The sequence below is a fragment of the Micromonospora jinlongensis genome, from assembly GCF_013410645.1.
In the GTDB taxonomy this organism is placed as follows: domain Bacteria; phylum Actinomycetota; class Actinomycetes; order Mycobacteriales; family Micromonosporaceae; genus Micromonospora; species Micromonospora zamorensis.
In genome coordinates this window covers 4,754,566-4,770,815 of sequence record NZ_JACCHK010000001.1, presented here as the reverse complement: position 1 = coordinate 4,770,815, position 16,250 = coordinate 4,754,566, and the positions used below count along the sequence as shown (strand labels likewise).

The following is a 16,250-nucleotide window of genomic DNA, read 5'->3' as shown; positions in this document are numbered from 1 at the left end:
CGAGGGTGCGGGTCAGCCCTTCCAGAGGGCGAGCATCATCGCCTCGACCGCGATCCGCGGTTTGACGTTCGCCTCGATCGCCGCGCGGCAGGCGAGCACGGCCTCCAACCGCCGCAGCGACCCCTCGGCGTCCCACTTCTGCGCGCCAGCGCCGGCCAGCGCGGCGGTGTCGGTGTGCACCGGGGCGACGGGCGCGCGCAGCGCCATGGTGAGCGCGTCCCGGTAGAAGCCCGCCAGGTCGACCAGCGCCCGGTCCAGGGCGTCCCGCTGGGCCCGGGTGGCCCGCGACTTCTGCCGCTTTTCCAGCTCCTTGAGCTGGCCGGCGGCACCCCGGATCGCACCGGACGCGCCCCGCCCGGTGCCGCCCGCGCCGAGTGCGGTCTCCAGCGACGCCCGCTCGGTCGTGTCGGATTCGGTGACCGACGCCTCGGCCTCCGCCTCGGCCGCCTCGATCAGCGCGGACGCCGCGTCGAACGCCGCGCCGACACCGGTCAGCCGGCGCGGCACCGCGAGCACCGCCTCGCGCCGCTTGCGGGCCTCCGGGTCGCGGGCCAGGCGGCGGGCCCGGCCCACGTGCCCCTGCGCGGCAGCCGCCGCCCACTGCGCCACGTCGGGCGCGATGCCGTCCCGACGGACCAGCACCTCGGCCACCGCGGTGGCCGGCGGCTGCCGCAGGGGTACGACCCGACAGCGCGACCGGATGGTCACCGAGATGTCGTCCGGGTGGGTGGACGGGGCGCAGAGCAGGAAGACCGTACGCGGCGGAGGCTCCTCGATCGCCTTGAGCAGCGCGTTGCCGGCGGCCTCGGTGAGCCGGTCGGCGTCCTCGATGACCACCACCTGCCAACGCCCGCCGGACGGGGTGCTGGCCGCGCGGAGCACCAGCGCGCGCATCTCACCGACGCCGATGGAGAGCCCTTCCGGCACCACCAGTCGGACGTCGGCGTGCGTGCCGCCCATCGTGGTGCGGCAGCCGGGGCACTCGCCGCAGCCGGTGCCGTGCACGCACTGGAGTGCGGCGGCGAAGGCGCGGGCGGCGACCGAGCGGCCGGAGCCGGGCGGCCCGGTGAAGATCCAGGCGTGCGTCATCCCGGCGGACGGGTCAAGAGCGCCGGTCGCGGCGTCGTCGGCCGCCAACGCGTCACCGCTGACCGGGCCGGCGGCGACCAGAGCGGTCGCGCCAGCACGCAGCACGGCGGCTGCCGCGGCTGCGGCGCGCCGCAGCTCGACCACCGCCTCGTCCTGACCGACCAGGTCGGCGAAGACGTCCGGCATCAGGTCTTGTGCTCCATCGTCACCAGCTCCGCGTCGGATAACTCGGGCTGCACCGACGTGTCCGGGCCCTGCGCCGGCCGGGGGTGCACGATGCCGCCCGGCTTGCCGAGCATCTCCTCGACCCGGCGGACCACCTGCCGGTTGATCTCCTCGACCGACCGGGACGCGTCGAGCACCAGGTAACGCTTCGGGTCGGCGGCGGCGAGGTCCAGGAACGCGTACCGGACCCGCTCGTGGAAGGCGACCGACTCGGCCTCCAGCCGGTCGGTGCCGGTGTTGCGTGAGGCCACCCGGGACAGGCCCGTCCTCGGCTCGACGTCCAGCAGCACCACCAGGTCGGGCTTGAGCCCGCCGGTGGCCCACGAGGACAGCCAGGACACCTCGTCGACCGGGAGTGTCCGCCCCGCGCCCTGGTACGCCAGGGACGAGTCGACGTACCGGTCGCTGATCACCACGCCGCCCCGGACCAGCGCGGGCCGGACGACGGTGGCCACATGGTGTGCCCGGTCGGCGGCGTAGAGCAGCGCCTCGGCGCGCGGTGACGGCGCGTCGTCGCCCGAGGTGTCCAGCACGAGAGACCGGATCCGTCGACCGACGCCGGTCGCACCCGGCTCGCGGGTGACCACGACCTCGCGTCCGTGGCCGCGCAGCCGCTCGGCGAGCGCGGTGAGCTGGGTGGACTTGCCCGCGCCCTCGCCACCCTCGAAGACCACGAAGAGCCCGGCGGAGACGAACGGCTCGGCCGGCATCAGCGGACGGCCCCGGATTGATCCCCAGAGGTCGGCGAGGACCGGCACGCCCTTCTTGTCGTCCATCTGGCCGAAGGCGCTGATCCCGGCGAAGATGCCGGCGGCGCCGGCGGCGAGCAGCAGCAGCCGGGTCGAGGAGATGGAGATGCCGAGGTCGGCGATCGTCAGTTTGCGGGAGCCGCCGACGCCGACCAGCACGCTGCTCAGCCCGATGGCCAGGATCAGCACCAGCCGGGTGCCGATCTGCACCACCGCGAAGACCCGGCCGCGCACCTCGTCGGCCACCTCGCCGCCGAGAAGCGTGGTGCCGGCCAGGAAGGCCATTCCGGCGCCGGCGCCGACCAGCACCGCGCCGACGATCGCCATGGACAGGTGGATGGCGAAGGCGAGGGTCATCACGGCGGCGCTGGCCAGCACGATGCTCATGCCGAACCAGCGACGCCGGGACATCTCCTTGACGACCATCGGGCCGAGCCCGATGCCGAGCGCCAGGCCGACGAAGATGGCGCCGAAGAGCAGTGAGAACGCGGCGTCACCGGCGCCCAGCGAGTTGGCGAAGAACTTTGCCGTGCCGACCACGATGCCGCCGCCGGCGAACGCGCCGAAGATGCCCAGCACCAGACCGCGGACGAGCGGTGTCTGGCCGATGTACTTCCAGCCCTCGGAGAACTGCCGGAACATACTCTGCTCGGAGCGTTCGGCCTCACCGCGCTGCGCCTCGCTGATCTCCTTGATCCCGAATGCCACCACCAGTGCGGTGGCGAGCCGGGAGAAGGCGTTGAACCAGAGCGCGAGCTGGGCCGGCTCGGCCCAGGACGGCAGGTCGCCGCCGACGGCACCGCGGACGCCACGGTCGAGAACGGCGAGGCCGATGGCGGCGGCGACCGGGGTGAGGCCGTACGTGGTGATCAGGGTGAGCTGGTTGGCCGCCTCCAGCCGGGCCCGCGGGATCAGGTTGGGGACCGCGGCCTCCTTGGCCGGGATCCAGAGCAGGGTGAGCGACTCGATCAGGAAGGTGGCGATCAGCGCCCAGCCGACCACCAGGCCACCCGCGGCACCGGAGAGGGCATAGAGCGGAATGGAGGCGAAGAGCACGAAGCGCAGCAGGTCACAGATGACCATCGTCCAGCGCCGGTCGAACCGGTCGGCGAAGACGCCGGCCACCGGGCCGAGCACCAGCGCGGGCAGCAGCCGGATCGCGGTGACCCCACCGAACGCGGCGCCCTGGGCGGTGCTGCCCTGCACCTGCGAGGCGGCGAACAGGGCGGTGGCCAGCAGGCCGAGCCAGTCACCGAAGGAGGCCGCGCCGAGCACGATCCAGAGCCGCCGGAACGGCCGGATGCGCAGCACGGAGCGGATCGCGGCATAACCGGACGGATCAACCTGGCCGCCGTTGGGCTGCTTGGCGGCGTTGCCCGCCTGGTCGCCCGAGTGCGACACGCCGGGCGACTCGCCGCTGTTCTGGCTTTCGATGGCCGTACCTCCACGTGCCGGCCCATCGCTGGGCACCTCCGGTGGAACACTCTAGACCCGGTGGGGGGCCACCCCACGGGCGACATTCTCCTGCTCGCTGAGCCTAGGCCGCTGGAGGTACCGGCCGCAGCCCGGACGTACGCGAGGGTATTTCGCATTCTTCGTCGGACAGTTAGCGTGCACACGTGGCCATCGAAAGCGACAAACTTCGCGAGCGCCTGGATCGGGCGACCGCACACCTCGACCCGCCGTACGCGGTGGTCGACCTCACTGCCTTCGACGCCAACTCGGCCGCCCTGGCCGACCGCGCCGCTGGCAAACCGGTCCGGCTGGCGAGCAAGTCGGTCCGCTCCCGAGAGTTGATCAACCGGGCGCTCGCCCGACCCGGCTGGCGGGGAGTGATGGCGTTCACCCTGCCCGAGGCGATCTGGCTGGTCCGCGCCGGTGTCAGCGACGACGTGCTGGTCGCGTACCCGAGCGTGGACCGGGCGGCACTCGCCGAGCTGGCCGCCGACCCGGCTCTGGCCGCCGCGATCACCCTGATGATCGACGGCACCGGGCAGCTCGACCTGATCGACGACGTGCGCGCCCCCGGGCAGCGCGCCGAGCTGCGGCTCTGCCTGGATCTGGACGCCTCCTGGCGGCCGATGCGCGGGCGGGTGCACGTCGGCGTCCGCCGCTCACCGGTGCACAGCGCACGGGCGGCCGCCGCGCTCGCCGCCACCGTCGCCGGGCGGCCGGGCTTCCGGCTGGTCGGGCTCATGTCGTACGAGGCGCAGATCGCCGGCCTGGGCGACGCGCCGCCGGGGCAGACGCTGCTGGCGGGCGCGATCAGGCTGGCCCAACGCGGGTCGTACCGCGAGTTGCTGGCCCGCCGGGGTGCGGCGGTGGCCGCGGTACGCGAGCACGCCGACCTGGAGTTCGTCAACGGCGGCGGCACCGGCAGCGTGGCGGCCACCAGCGCCGATCCCGCGGTCACCGAGGTCACCGCGGGATCGGGCCTGTACGGGCCGACGCTGTTCGACGCGTACCGCGCCTGGCGGCCCACCCCGGCGGCGTTCTTCGCCTGCGCGGTGGTCCGCCGGCCGACGCCGGAGTTGGCGACGGTGCTCGGCGGCGGCTGGATCGCCTCCGGCCCGGCCGCCGACAGCCGGTTGCCCCGACCGTGGCTACCGGCCGGGCTCAAGCTGGTCGGCAGCGAGGGCGCCGGCGAGGTGCAGACCCCGTTGTCCGGCGCGGCCGCGGCCACCCTCCAGGTCGGCGACCGGGTGTGGTTCCGGCACGCCAAGGCTGGTGAGCTGTGTGAACGGGTCAACGAGCTGCACCTGGTCGAGGGGGACGCGGTGGTGGCGACCGTCCCGACCTACCGGGGTGAGGGGCAGGCGTTCCTCTGACCTGCCGCCCGCCCCGGGCCGGCGAGCACGGCTCAGGCGGGCTGGGCCACCTCGACCGGTTGCTCGGCGGTGGCCCGTTCGCTGTCCGGGCCGTCGACCTGGCGATGCAGGTATTCCCGGATCAGGGCCTTCGCCTCGAGCAGCACCCGCTCGTCGCCGTCGGACCTGCGCCGGAACGCGAGTTTGATCAGCGCGTCCGCCGCCTCGACCGCGATCTCCAGGACGAAGCGCAGCTTCGGTACGTCGGTGAGCCCGAAACGTTCGGTGAGCACCCGGGCCAACTGGTCGGCGATCACGCCGTTGTTGTCCCGCTGCTCGTCGAGCAGGTGCAGGTCGACCACGTCGCCGAAGTGCAGGGTACGGAAGCCGGGCACGGTGCGGTGCATCGTGATGTACTCGTCGATCCCCGCGTCGACGCCGTCCCACCAGTGGGTCATCTCGTCGGAGGCGAACCGCTCGTCGAGGCGCTGGAGGTAGGACTCCATGGTGCGCAGGGTCAACGCCTGCACGATCGCCCGTTTGTCCGGAAAGAACTGGTAAACCGACCCGATCGCCACTTCGGCTCGTTCGGCGAGCAGGGTCGTGGTCAGCCCCTCGTACCCCACCTCGTCGACGAGTTCGGCGCAGGCATCCAACATGCGCTGTACCCGCGCGACACTTCGACCCTGCACCGGTACGCGGCGCAGCGGCCCGGTCGTGGCGGCTGGTGTGGACACTCGGCGCCACCCCCCTTCGACGGATGAACATATCTCCACGTCACGAGTCCGTGACTACCGGTACAACGAGCGGATCGCAATTGCGGTATTTACCAGGTACAACGTTCCTGATATGAAGTCAGTTCATATTCATGAATGAGGAGCGCGCATGGCCGGCACCGCATCGCTCACCGCCAAATGGTCCAACTGGGCCGGCAACCAGCGTGGCAGCGCCACCGCCATCCTGCGCCCAGGCTCGCCGACCGAGGTCGCGGAAGCTGTCCGATCGGTCGCGGCCGACGGCGGTCGGATCCGGGTCACCGGCAGCGGCCACTCCTTCACTGCCGTCGCGCTCGCCGACGACCGCCGGATGGAACTGTCCGAGCTGGACAGCACCGTCAGCGTCGACGTCGCCCACCGCCTGGTCACCGTACCGGCCGGAATGACTCTGCACGCGCTCAACGGCCTGCTCGCCCGGCACGGCCTCGCGCTGCCCAACCTCGGCGACATCGACGCCCAGACCGTCGCCGGGGCGATCTCAACGGGCACCCACGGCACCGGTGCCGGCTACGGATGCCTGTCCACCTTCGTCGAGGCGATCACCCTGGTCACCGGCACCGGCGAGGTGCTGCGCTGCTCCGCCGACGAGAACCCCGACGTCCTCGCCGCCGCCCGGGTGTCACTCGGCGCGCTCGGCGTCCTGGTCGAGGTCACCCTGCGCTGCGTGGACGCCTTCGTCCTGCACGCCCATGAACGACCGGCCGAGATGGCCGACGTGCTCGGCGACCTGCCCACCCTGATCGGCGGGCACGACCACGTCGAGTTCTACTGGTTCCCCTACACCTCCCGGGTGCAGGTCAAGACCAACGACCGGGTCCCCGCCAACGACCGGCCACTGCCCCGCTGGCGCGGCTGGTTGGACGACGACTTCCTGTCCAACACCGTCTTCGCGGGCGCCTGCCGGCTCGGCCGGGCCATGCCCGCGCTGGCACCGGGAATCAGCGCGGTCTCCGCCCGCGCCCTCACCGAACGCCACTACACCGGCCGCTCCGACCGGGTGTTCTGCACCCCGCGTCGGGTCCGCTTCGTGGAGATGGAGTACGGCCTGCCCCGCGAGGCGCTGCCCGAGGCGCTCGCCGCCCTCCGGCGGATCGTGGACGGGCTGCCGTTCAAGGTGCTCTTCCCGGTGGAGGTGCGATTCACCGCCGCCGACGACATCTGGCTCTCCCACGGCTACGGGCGGGACAACGCCTACATCGCCGTGCACCAGTACGTCGGCATGCCGTACGAGCCGTACTTCCAGGCCTTCGAGAAGGTGGCCGCCGAGCTCGGCGGTCGTCCGCACTGGGGCAAGCTGCACTACCGCGACGCCGCCTCGCTGGCCGACGCGTACCCCCGCTTCGCGGACTTCCAGGCCGTCCGCGACCGGCTGGACCCGCACCGGGTCTTCACCAACCCGCACCTGACCCACGTCCTCGGAGTCTGACGGCTTCGCTAGAGCGCGAGGTCGTCCAGGTTGACGGCAGCGGCCATGGCCTCGGCGCCCCTGTCGTTCAGGTGCATGCCGTCGCCGCTGTCCAGCGCGGGGGTGGATGTGGTCGGGGGCGTGTGGGTCCGCGACGGCACGCTCCACGTCGAACACGGCGTCGAAGGTGTCCGTCGTACGGATCCACTCGTTCACCTCGCGCCGGACGGCAAGGCCCTCCGGCGTGCTGATCTCGGGGCCGGCGCCCGCGAACGGACCGATGGTGGCGGCGAGAATCCTCAGGCCGGCGCTGTGGGCACGGTCGGCCAGAGCGCGGAAGCCCTCGACCAGGTCGTCGGCGGTGACGGGGGGTTCGCCCAACATGCCGGGAAGACCCAGGTCGTTGATGCCGAAGTGGACCAGAACGTGGGTCAGCGCCGGTATCGAGAGGACGTCCCGGTCGAAGCGTGCCAGCGCGTGTTCGCCGACACCGTCACGCAGCAGGCGGTTCCCAGCGATGCCCTGGTTGACGACCCAGCCGCGCTGCAGCCGCCGGTTGAGAAAGTCGACCGGGTCGGTGACGGCTTCTTCGCCCGACGGCACGACACCGCGCTCGGCGCCGCCGAAGGTGAGGACCGCCCGCCGGTCGCCGACGGCGACAGTGGCGGCCCCGATGGTCAACGGAGTACGGCCGTAGCGGTTCGTCAGCCGTACCCGGAACGCCTCCCCGCCGCCGGCCAGGTGCAGCACCTGACGAACGGTCTGGTCGGCGAAGCCACGGGGTTCGCCGAACTGGAGCGGCTCATACGGGCTCAGCACCCCGGTACGGAACCCGGCGATCCAGATCACGGCTGGGTTATGGCAAAGATCTGTGACGCGAGGCACGGCACCCGTGCCGTGCCTCGCAGCCCGCCAGAGATCTTGGACAGTTTCCGTTCAGCGCGGACGGAAACTGTCCAAGATCTCCGGAACCGGACACGCCGCTGGCCGGCACCCGGAGTTCGGGGTGCCGGCCAGCGGTCGGTGGTACGGAAAGTCAGCTTGGGAGCAGTGTCACTCCGTGCTGGTGGCAGCCTTACGCGGGGCGGCCTTCTTCGCCGGCGCCTTCTTGGCCGCCGCCTTGGTGGTCGTCGCCTTGGCCGTCGTGGTCTTCTTCGCGGCCGTGGACTTGCTGGCAGCGGCCGTCTTCTTCGTCGCCGTGGCCTTCTTGGCGGGAGCCTTCTTCGCCGCCGCCTTCTTCTTCGGCGCCGGGCCCTTCGCCCGCTTCTCGGCCAGCATCTCGGATGCTTCCTCGATGGTCAGCGCCTCGGGAGTCTGCCCGCGCCGCAGCGACGCGTTGAACTCGCCGTCGGTGACGTACGGGCCGAACCGACCGTCCTTGATAACCATCGGCTTCTCGGTCGCCGGGTCCACGCCCATCTCGCGCAGTGGCGGCGCCGCCGCCCGCCGTCCACGTGCCTTCGGGGCGGCCAGCAAGGCCAGCGCCTCGTCCAGCGTGACGGTGAACATCTTGTCCTCGGAGTCCAGCGAACGGAACTCCTCACCCTGCTTGACGTACGGGCCGTAGCGGCCGTTGTTGGCGAAGACCTCGACGCCGTCCGGCGCGACACCGATCAGCCGGGGAAGGCTGAGCAGCTTGAGCGCCTCCTCCAGGGTCAGCGAGTCCGGCGTCTGCGTCCGCAGCAGCGACGACTTCCGCTCACCGCTGGACACGTACGGGCCGAACCGGCCGGACTTGAGCACGATCGGCTCGCCGGTCGCGGGGTCGTCGCCGAGCTTGCGCTCGCCGCTGCCACCGAGGAACAGCTCGTGCACCTTCTCCGGCGTCAGCTCGTCCGGGGCCAAGCCCTCGGGGATCGGCGCCCGGTCGCCCTGGGAGCCGCCCTCCTCGCCCTCGGCAGCCGGTGCCGGCTGCTCACCGCCGGGCAGTTCCCGTTGCAGGTACGGCCCGTACCGGCCGACCCGCACCACGACCTCACGGCCGTCGTCGTCGGTGAAGAGCGGGATGGAGTTGACGCTGCGGGCGTCGATGTCGCTGAGGTTCTCGGTGACCAGCTTCTTGAGCCCACCGGAGCGGGCGATGTCCTGGTCACCGGCACCGTTGGAGCTGCCGAAGTAGAACGCGGTGAGGAAGTCGACAGCGGCGTGGTCACCGCCGGCGATCTCGTCCAGCTCGTTTTCCATGGTGGCGGTGAAGTCGTAGTCGATGAGGCGGGGGTAGTGCCGCTCCATCAGCCCGATCACCGCGAAGGCCAGGAAGGTCGGGATCATCGCCTGGCCGCGCTTGGTGACGTACCCCCGGTCCTGGATCGTCTGCATGATCGACGCGTAGGTCGACGGGCGGCCGATGCCCAGCTCTTCCAGGGCCTTGACCAGCGACGCTTCGGTGTAGCGCGACGGCGGCTGGGTGTGGTGGCCCTGCGCGGCCAGCTCGTCGGCGGTCAGCGGCTGGTCCTTGACCAGGGTCGGCAGCCGGCGCTCGGCGTCCTCGGCCTCGGCGTTCTCGTCGTCGCTGGACTCGACGTACGCGCGCAGGAAGCCCGGGTCAGTGATCGTCTTGCCGGTCGCGCCGAAGTCGGCTTCCTCCTGGGAGGTGGAGACCGCCCGGATCCGTACCGACACGCTGGAGCCGACCGCGTCGGTCATCTGCGAGGCGATGGTCCGCCGCCAGATCAGCTCGTAGAGCTTGAACTCCTCGGCCGACAACTCCTTGGCCACGTCACCCGGGGTGCGGAAGTTGTCCCCCGCCGGGCGGATCGCCTCGTGTGCCTCCTGCGCGTTCTTCACCTTGCCGGTGTAGCGACGCGGCTCCGGCGGCACACTGCGCTCGCCGTACAGCTCGACGATCTGCCGGCGGGCCGCCGAGATCGCGGTCTCCGACAGGTTCACCGAGTCGGTACGCATATAGGTGATGTAGCCGTTCTCGTACAGCCGCTGCGCGGTGCGCATCGTCTGCTGCGAGGACAGGCGCAGCTTGCGGGCCGCCTCCTGCTGGAGGGTCGAGGTGATGAACGGCGCGTACGGGCGGCGACGGTAGGGCTTCTCCTCGACCCGGGTGACGGTGAACGGCCGTCCGTCGAGTCGGGCCGCGAGACCCCGGGCGCCACTCTCGTCGAGGTGGACCACCCCGGCGCCGGCCCGGACCCGACCGGTGGTCGGCTCGAAGTCCTTACCGGTGGCGATCCGGTCGCCGTTCAACGCGATCAGGGTGGCGTTGAAGGCGCGCGGGCCCTCGCCGGCGTTGGCCACGGCGAGAGTGGCCAGGATGTCCCAGTATTCGGCGGTGCGGAAAGCCATCCGCTGCCGCTCCCGCTCGACCACGATGCGGGTCGCCACGGACTGCACCCGGCCGGCCGAGAGCCTCGGCATGACCTTCTTCCACAGCACCGGGGAGACCTCGTAGCCGTAGAGCCGATCGAGGATCCGCCGGGCCTCCTGGGCGTCGACCAGGTCGCGGTCTATCTCCCGGGGGTTGGCCACGGCCGCCTGGATCGCCGGCTTGGTGATCTCGTGGAAGACCATCCGCTTGACCGGGACCTTGGGCTTGAGCGTCTCGACCAGGTGCCAGGCGATCGCCTCGCCCTCGCGGTCCTCATCGGTCGCCAGGAAGATCTCGTCGACTTCCTTGGCCAGCTTCACCAGTTTGCTGATCTGCTGCCTGCGGTCGGCCGAGACGACGTAGAGCGCCTGGAAGCCGTTGTCGACGTCCACGCCGAGGCGGGCCCACGACTCACCCTTGTACTTGGCGGGCACGTCGGCGGCGTTGCGCGGCAGGTCGCGGACGTGACCGAAGCTGGCCTCCACGACGTACCCCGGGCCAAGGTAGCCCGAGATCGTCTTGGCCTTCGCCGGTGACTCGACGATGACCAGACGGGTGGTTCCAGCTTCGCTTGGCACGTCTCTCCCCGACCTCACTCCTGCTCGTGGCCTTCCGGCGCCCGGACAGCGACCGCTTTCGACCCCGCCGTCGCACCGGCGGTCCGGATGTCCAACGTAACGCGCCGCCCGCGTTTCGGGTTTCGCGGGCCGCAATCCGCTTCAACGCGGCGGTGGACGCCGCCTCGCCGCGTTCGGCACTGCCGGACGGCGCCACCGTACACCGTGGGTAGGGCTCGAAGCGGGTCACTGTGACGATGGCGGACTGACGGCCGAGGTCCGACCCGCCCGTTTTCCGCCTGGATCAACCCGCCAGCTGTCCGGCACCGGACACGGAAAGCCCGCCCCCGCCCGCGTCGATCATGGACTTGTGGTGGGCGTTTTAACCCCGGACGAGAAGTACGTCCACCGCCACAACTCCAAGATCGACGGTGTGGGGCGGGGCGGGGCGGGGCGGGGGTTAGGTTGGCCAGGCTTCTGGCGGTGCCGCTCGCGGGGGTTCGCCGACCAGCTCGGCCAGCCGGGCGAGGCGGCGGCGGCCGGTGATCCGGTAGGCGGGGCCACCCTCGTTCGGGCTTAGGAGCGTGCCCGCGAGCCCGGCGGCGGCGAGCGCCACCCCGATCGGCTCCCAGCACTCCTGGTCGTTCGCGCCGAGCCGCAGCAGATAAGCATCCGGAGGCTCCGGCGTCCCGGCGGCGGCGAGCCACAGCCGCAGCCGCCGGCCGGTCAGGTGGAAGGTGGCCGGCGGGCGTAACGCCTGCCCGTGCAGCCACGCAGCCGCGAGCGGCTTCAACACCCGGGTGTACGACGTACGGACGGCGTGTCGCTCGCCCTCGGTCGGCTCCCAACTCGCCGCGAGCCCACGCGCCGCCAGTTCGGCGACGAGCACGTGCACCCGCCACGCGGCGTCCACCTGCACCGAGAGACGGGCGGTGCCCCCCATCCGGACAACCTCGCCCGGCCCGGCGAGCAACCCGGCCAGGTCCGCGACCGTTGGTTCGGCCGCCTCCGCGCCGAAGAAGACCAGTTGCCGGCCCGCCTCGTCATCCTGGGCAGGAGGAGGACCGTTGCGAGGCGCGCCGCCGCGCCGCCGGGCGGGTACGGGCGCGTCCGACTCGGGCGCGGGAAACAGCGCCGGGGGCGGCTCTGCCTTCCCGGTGTCACCGAGCCCGCTCAGCGACACTCCGGCACCTCGTCGAAGGCTTGTTTCAACTCCTCGGAGTTGAGCTTGCTGGTGTCCAGCGCGCTGGCGTCGTACTCCTTGTTGAGGGTCTCCACCGCAGCCCGCACGCCGTCGTAGAAGGCGGTCGGCTCGCCGGTGCCCAACCCGTCGATGGTGTCCCGGGCGCGACCGTAGGCGTCCCGCATCTTCCCCAGTGAGCTGGCGAAACCGGCGGAGATCGCCTCGCCGTTGTCGGTCTCCGGGACGCCCGCCTGCTCCACCTTGCGGCGGGCGGTCTCGCTGGCCTTCTCGGCCCCACCGAAGAGCCGCACCAGGTTCTCCTTGGCCTGCGCGGGCGTGGTCTGCGCGGTCATCTGCTCGTCGGTGCTGCTGGTCAACTTGCTGATCTCGGAACGCCACGGGGTGAGCGCGCCGCAGACCGAGGCCGCCCAGGCCCGCGGGCTGGGACCCCCGCCGCAGCCGGCGAGCACGACGACGATCGTGGCCAGGACCACCGTGAGCTTTCCGGCGGCAGACGCCCGGCACGTACGCATGCGTTGCAGCGTACGGCCTTTGGCCAGGTGTGGCACCGGTCCGGACGGCCGGGGTCCCCGGCCGACGCGGACGTCGACCGGGGACCCCGGGCCGTTGACGGGTCAGGCGTTGACCGTCTCCGGACGGTGGTCGGTGCTGCCGGCGCCGGTGTTGCCGTCGGCGTCGGAGTCGGACATCGCGATGCCCTTGCGCTTGCTGAACACCACCGACGCCACGATGATCAGCGTCGCGACCAGGGCGATACCGACCCGCAGGCCGACGTTGCGCTCGTCGCCGACGCTCCACGCCACCACGGCGGGAGCGATCAGCAGCGAGACCAGGTTCATCACCTTGATCAGCGGGTTGATCGCCGGACCGGCGGTGTCCTTGAACGGGTCACCGACGGTGTCGCCGATGACCGTTGCGGCGTGCGACTCGGAGCCCTTGCCGCCGTACGCGCCGTCCTCGACCAGCTTCTTGGCGTTGTCCCAGGCCCCACCGGAGTTGGACAGGAACACCGCCATCAGGGTGCCGGCACCGATCGCGCCGGCCAGGTACGCCGCGAGCGCGCCGGGCCCGAGGCCGAAGCCGACCGCGATCGGCGCCAGGATGGCGAGCAGGCCGGGGGTCATCAGCTCGCGCTGCGCGTCCCGGGTGCAGATGTCGACGACCTTGCCGTACTCCGGGCGCTGGGTGCCGTCCATGATGCCGGGCAGTTCACGGAACTGCCGGCGGACCTCCATGACCACGGCGCCGGCCGAGCGGGACACCGCGTTGATGGCCAGCCCGGAGAAGAGGAAGACCACCGCCGCCCCGATGATCAGGCCGACCAGGTTGCGCGGGTTCGCCACGTTCAGCGCGTTGAGGATCTCGTTGCCGACGTCGCCCACGCCAGCGGTCGCGTACGCGCTGCGGAGCGAGTCGGTGTACGAGCCGAACAGCGCGGTCGCCGCGAGCACCGCCGTGGCGATCGCGATGCCCTTGGTGATCGCCTTGGTGGTGTTGCCGACCGCGTCCAGCTCGGTGAGTGTGCGAGCGCCGTGCTCGTCGAGGTCACCGGACATCTCGGCGATGCCCTGGGCGTTGTCGGAGATCGGCCCGAAGGTGTCCATCGCGACGATCACGCCGACCGTGGTGAGCAGGCCGGTGCCGGCCAGTGCCACCGCGAACAGCGACAGCGTGATGGAGCTGCCGCCGAGCAGGAACGCACCGAAGACGCCGGCGCCGATCAGCAGCGCCGAGTAGACGGCCGACTCCAGGCCGATGCTGATGCCGGCCAGGATCACCGTCGCCGCACCGGTCTGCGAACTCTTGCCGATGTCCTGCACCGGGCGCCGGTTGGTCTCGGTGAAGTAGCCGGTCAACGCCTGGATCGCGGCGGCCAGCACGATGCCGATGACAACCGCGCCGATGGCCACCAGTCGCGGGTTGCCGGGCGCGTCGGTGAGCCCGCTGTCGAACTCGCCGAAGGTCGCCGGGAGGTACGCGTAGGCGGCGATCGCCACCAGCACCGCGGAGAGCACCGCCGACAGGTAGAACGCCCGGTTGATCGCGGTCAGGGCGTTGCGGTCGGACGCGCGCAGCCGGGTGATGAAGACGCCGACGATCGCGATCAACACACCGATGGTGGAGATGATCAGCGGGAAGACCAGGCCCTCCTCGCCGAACGCGGCACGGCCGAGGATCAGCGCGGCGACCAGCGTCACCGCGTACGACTCGAACAGGTCGGCGGCCATGCCGGCGCAGTCACCGACGTTGTCGCCCACGTTGTCGGCGATGGTGGCGGCGTTGCGCGGGTCGTCCTCGGGGATGCCCTGCTCGACCTTTCCGACCAGGTCGGCGCCGACGTCGGCGGCCTTGGTGAAGATGCCACCGCCGACCCGCATGAACATCGCGAGCAGCGCGGCGCCGAAGCCGAAGCCCTCCAGCACGGTCGGCGCGTCACCCCGGTAGAGCAGGACGACCAAGGCGGCGCCGAAGAGGCCGAGGCCGACGGTGAAGAAGCCGACGACGCCACCGGTCCGGAAAGCGATCTTCATGGCCGCCTCGCGGCCACCCTGTCGCTCCCGGGCGGCGGCGGCCACGCGCAGGTTGGCGCGGGTCGCCAGCCACATGCCGGCACCGCCGATGAACGCGCTGAACAGCGCGCCCACCACGAAGAAGAGTGAGCGGCCGATCTTCACCGCGAGCTCACTGCCATCGGTGTCGTGCACCGGAAGCAGGAAGAGCAGCACGACGGCGATGACGACGAAGATCGCCAGGGTGCGGAATTGACGGAGCAGGTAGGCCGAGGCGCCCTCCTGGACGGCCCCCGAGATCTCCTGCATCTTTTCGGTGCCCTTACCGGCGGCCAGCACCGTTTTCGTCAGGGCGGCAGCGAAACCGAGCGCCACCAGCGCGACAACCGCGGCGATGACGACGTAGGTGACATTGCTTCCGGTAAGGGAAAGCCCGCCGCCGTCGGCGGCCAAGGTCTCGGACATCTGTGTCCTCCTGTTACCGAACAATCGCGCCGGTGAGTGGAGACGCACTGACCGACGCCTGGATGCGGACTCGCAAGCGCGCGCCAACCCACCAGCGGACCAGCGATGACCACCCATACCCGCTGGCTGCGGGATGGGTCACTTGCTGACAACCCGGGTACTGTAGCCCTCCGCAGTGTTGGAGGTCACACCCAGGTGGCACCGTGTCGCGATGATCTTCGTCGCTGTGTTATGAAACGAAATCTGATATAGGGCCCGATCCATGCAAAGAAGGCCGCATCCCCCCAGCTGGGGGGATGCGGCCTTCGAACGGGAACGGGTCAGTGGCCGACCGGCCACACCATCCGCACCTCGGTGCCGATGCCCTCGTCGACCGGGCGCACCTGCAGGTCCTCCACGAAGCCGGCGAGCAGCGCGAAACCCACGCCGGTGGTCAGCGCCTCGTCGGTGAGCGACTCGTTGGCCAGCTCGTCCGGCGGCAACGCGGTCAGACCGATGCCAGCCTCGATCGGCGCCCGGTCCACCACCCGCACCGCGTACGAACCGCCGTCGGACATCTCCACCAGCACCGGGTCGGCCAGGCCGTACTGCCGGTGCAGGGCCACCGCCCGGGTGCACGCCTCGCCGATGGCCAGGCGCACCTCGTCGAGCAGGTCCTCCCGGACCCCGGCACGGCGGGCGACGGCGACGCCGACCAGGCGGGCGGTGCGCACGTGCACCGGGGCGGGCGAGAACGAGAGCTTGACTGTCGCCATCACGCGCCGGCGCCCGCCGAGTCGGCGCTGATCGCCGCGTCGACAGTCGGGTGCAGCGGAAAGACCTGGTCCAGCGCGGTGATGCGGAAGATCTTGAGCAGTGGCTCCTTGTCGCAGACCAGGGCGAACGAACCGCCGGCCGAGCGCAGCCGCTTGAGCGCGCCGACCAGCACGCCCAACCCGGTGGAGTCGAGGAAGTCCACCCGACCGAGGTCGACCACCACGTGACGGGCGCCACCGTCGATCAGTTCGAGGAGTCGTTCGCGGAGCCGGGGCGCGGTGTAGACGTCCACCTCACCACCGACCTCAAGCACCGTGTGCTCGCCCACGGTGCGCGTCGCCAGCGACAGCTCCATCGGTCCTCCTCGCCAGAGCCGTAAACTCTCGTG

General features: G+C 71.3%; 12 protein-coding genes and 1 pseudogene. 2 read left to right on the top strand and 11 right to left on the bottom strand.

Annotated elements, in window-relative coordinates; translation table 11 throughout:
* Nucleotides 1-12: 12 nt before the first annotated feature.
* Together HNR22_RS21295 and tmk are read right to left on the bottom strand one after the other, a co-directional pair.
* The gene (locus tag HNR22_RS21295) at nt 13-1,275 is read right to left on the bottom strand and encodes a DNA polymerase III subunit delta' (RefSeq protein ID WP_179781813.1); all 1,263 of its coding nucleotides are present in this window, start codon (nt 1,273-1,275) and stop codon (nt 13-15) included.
* On the bottom strand, nt 1,275-3,374 hold the full coding sequence (gene tmk / locus HNR22_RS21290) for a dTMP kinase (protein WP_179783660.1): 2,100 nt from the start codon (nt 3,372-3,374) through the stop codon (nt 1,275-1,277). Before tmk ends, HNR22_RS21295 begins: the two co-directional genes overlap by 1 nt.
* A gap of 308 nt (nt 3,375-3,682) precedes the next feature.
* Between tmk and HNR22_RS21285 the strand changes: the two genes are divergently transcribed.
* Nucleotides 3,683-4,891 carry an amino acid deaminase/aldolase gene (locus HNR22_RS21285; RefSeq protein WP_099849979.1) on the top strand — a complete coding sequence of 403 codons (1,209 nt, stop codon included), beginning with the start codon at nt 3,683-3,685 and terminating at the stop codon, nt 4,889-4,891.
* 32 nt (nt 4,892-4,923) lie between these two features.
* On the opposite strand, the gene HNR22_RS21280 is transcribed toward HNR22_RS21285, so the two are convergent.
* Nucleotides 4,924-5,529, bottom strand: a complete 606-nt coding sequence (locus HNR22_RS21280; protein ID WP_179783659.1) for a TetR/AcrR family transcriptional regulator — start codon at nt 5,527-5,529, stop codon at nt 4,924-4,926.
* Nucleotides 5,530-5,755: 226 nt separating this feature from the next.
* On the opposite strand from HNR22_RS21280, the gene HNR22_RS21275 reads away from it, so the two are divergent.
* Entirely contained in the window at nt 5,756-7,072 is a 1,317-nt protein-coding gene (locus HNR22_RS21275; RefSeq protein WP_179781812.1) for a D-arabinono-1,4-lactone oxidase, read from the top strand.
* Nucleotides 7,073-7,080: 8 nt separating this feature from the next.
* Here the strand turns inward: HNR22_RS21275 and HNR22_RS31710 are convergent, their stop codons facing one another.
* From HNR22_RS31710 to HNR22_RS21240, 8 genes and pseudogenes are all read right to left on the bottom strand, one after another.
* Nucleotides 7,081-7,212, bottom strand: coding sequence for a hypothetical protein (locus HNR22_RS31710; RefSeq protein ID WP_281374173.1), 132 nt, complete (start codon nt 7,210-7,212; stop codon nt 7,081-7,083).
* A gap of 25 nt (nt 7,213-7,237) precedes the next feature.
* Nucleotides 7,238-7,654 (bottom strand): annotated as a pseudogene (locus HNR22_RS32060) (GDSL-type esterase/lipase family protein); the annotation flags it as partial.
* Nucleotides 7,655-8,104: 450 nt separating this feature from the next.
* Nucleotides 8,105-10,948 carry a type I DNA topoisomerase gene (topA, locus tag HNR22_RS21265; protein ID WP_179781811.1) on the bottom strand — a complete coding sequence of 948 codons (2,844 nt, stop codon included), beginning with the start codon at nt 10,946-10,948 and terminating at the stop codon, nt 8,105-8,107.
* Nucleotides 10,949-11,387: 439 nt separating this feature from the next.
* The gene (locus HNR22_RS21260; protein WP_179781810.1) at nt 11,388-12,110 is read right to left on the bottom strand and encodes a hypothetical protein; all 723 of its coding nucleotides are present in this window, start codon (nt 12,108-12,110) and stop codon (nt 11,388-11,390) included.
* The gene (locus tag HNR22_RS21255) at nt 12,101-12,643 is read right to left on the bottom strand and encodes a hypothetical protein (RefSeq protein WP_179781809.1); all 543 of its coding nucleotides are present in this window, start codon (nt 12,641-12,643) and stop codon (nt 12,101-12,103) included. The genes HNR22_RS21260 and HNR22_RS21255 overlap by 10 nt, the downstream gene beginning before the upstream one ends.
* Before the next feature lie 102 nt (nt 12,644-12,745).
* The gene (locus tag HNR22_RS21250) at nt 12,746-15,106 is read right to left on the bottom strand and encodes a sodium-translocating pyrophosphatase (RefSeq protein WP_179781808.1); all 2,361 of its coding nucleotides are present in this window, start codon (nt 15,104-15,106) and stop codon (nt 12,746-12,748) included.
* Nucleotides 15,107-15,426: 320 nt separating this feature from the next.
* Nucleotides 15,427-15,861, bottom strand: a complete 435-nt coding sequence (locus HNR22_RS21245) for an ATP-binding protein (RefSeq protein ID WP_172862142.1) — start codon at nt 15,859-15,861, stop codon at nt 15,427-15,429.
* Nucleotides 15,861-16,217, bottom strand: coding sequence for an STAS domain-containing protein (locus HNR22_RS21240; protein ID WP_179781807.1), 357 nt, complete (start codon nt 16,215-16,217; stop codon nt 15,861-15,863). The genes HNR22_RS21245 and HNR22_RS21240 overlap by 1 nt, the downstream gene beginning before the upstream one ends.
* Nucleotides 16,218-16,250 lie beyond the last annotated feature (33 nt).

What these genes read in the sequence shown, in the direction of transcription:
- HNR22_RS21245 (WP_172862142.1), bottom strand. Translation starts at nt 15,861, where the DNA reads ATGGCGACAGTCAAGCTCTCGTTCTCGCCCGCCCCGGTGCACGTGCGC.
- HNR22_RS21250 (WP_179781808.1), bottom strand. Translation starts at nt 15,106, where the DNA reads ATGTCCGAGACCTTGGCCGCCGACGGCGGCGGGCTTTCCCTTACCGGA.
- HNR22_RS21255 (WP_179781809.1), bottom strand. Translation starts at nt 12,643, where the DNA reads ATGCGTACGTGCCGGGCGTCTGCCGCCGGAAAGCTCACGGTGGTCCTG.
- HNR22_RS21275 (WP_179781812.1), top strand. Translation starts at nt 5,756, where the DNA reads ATGGCCGGCACCGCATCGCTCACCGCCAAATGGTCCAACTGGGCCGGC.
- HNR22_RS21280 (WP_179783659.1), bottom strand. Translation starts at nt 5,529, where the DNA reads ATGTTGGATGCCTGCGCCGAACTCGTCGACGAGGTGGGGTACGAGGGG.
- HNR22_RS21240 (WP_179781807.1), bottom strand. Translation starts at nt 16,217, where the DNA reads ATGGAGCTGTCGCTGGCGACGCGCACCGTGGGCGAGCACACGGTGCTT.
- HNR22_RS21295 (WP_179781813.1), bottom strand. Translation starts at nt 1,275, where the DNA reads ATGCCGGACGTCTTCGCCGACCTGGTCGGTCAGGACGAGGCGGTGGTC.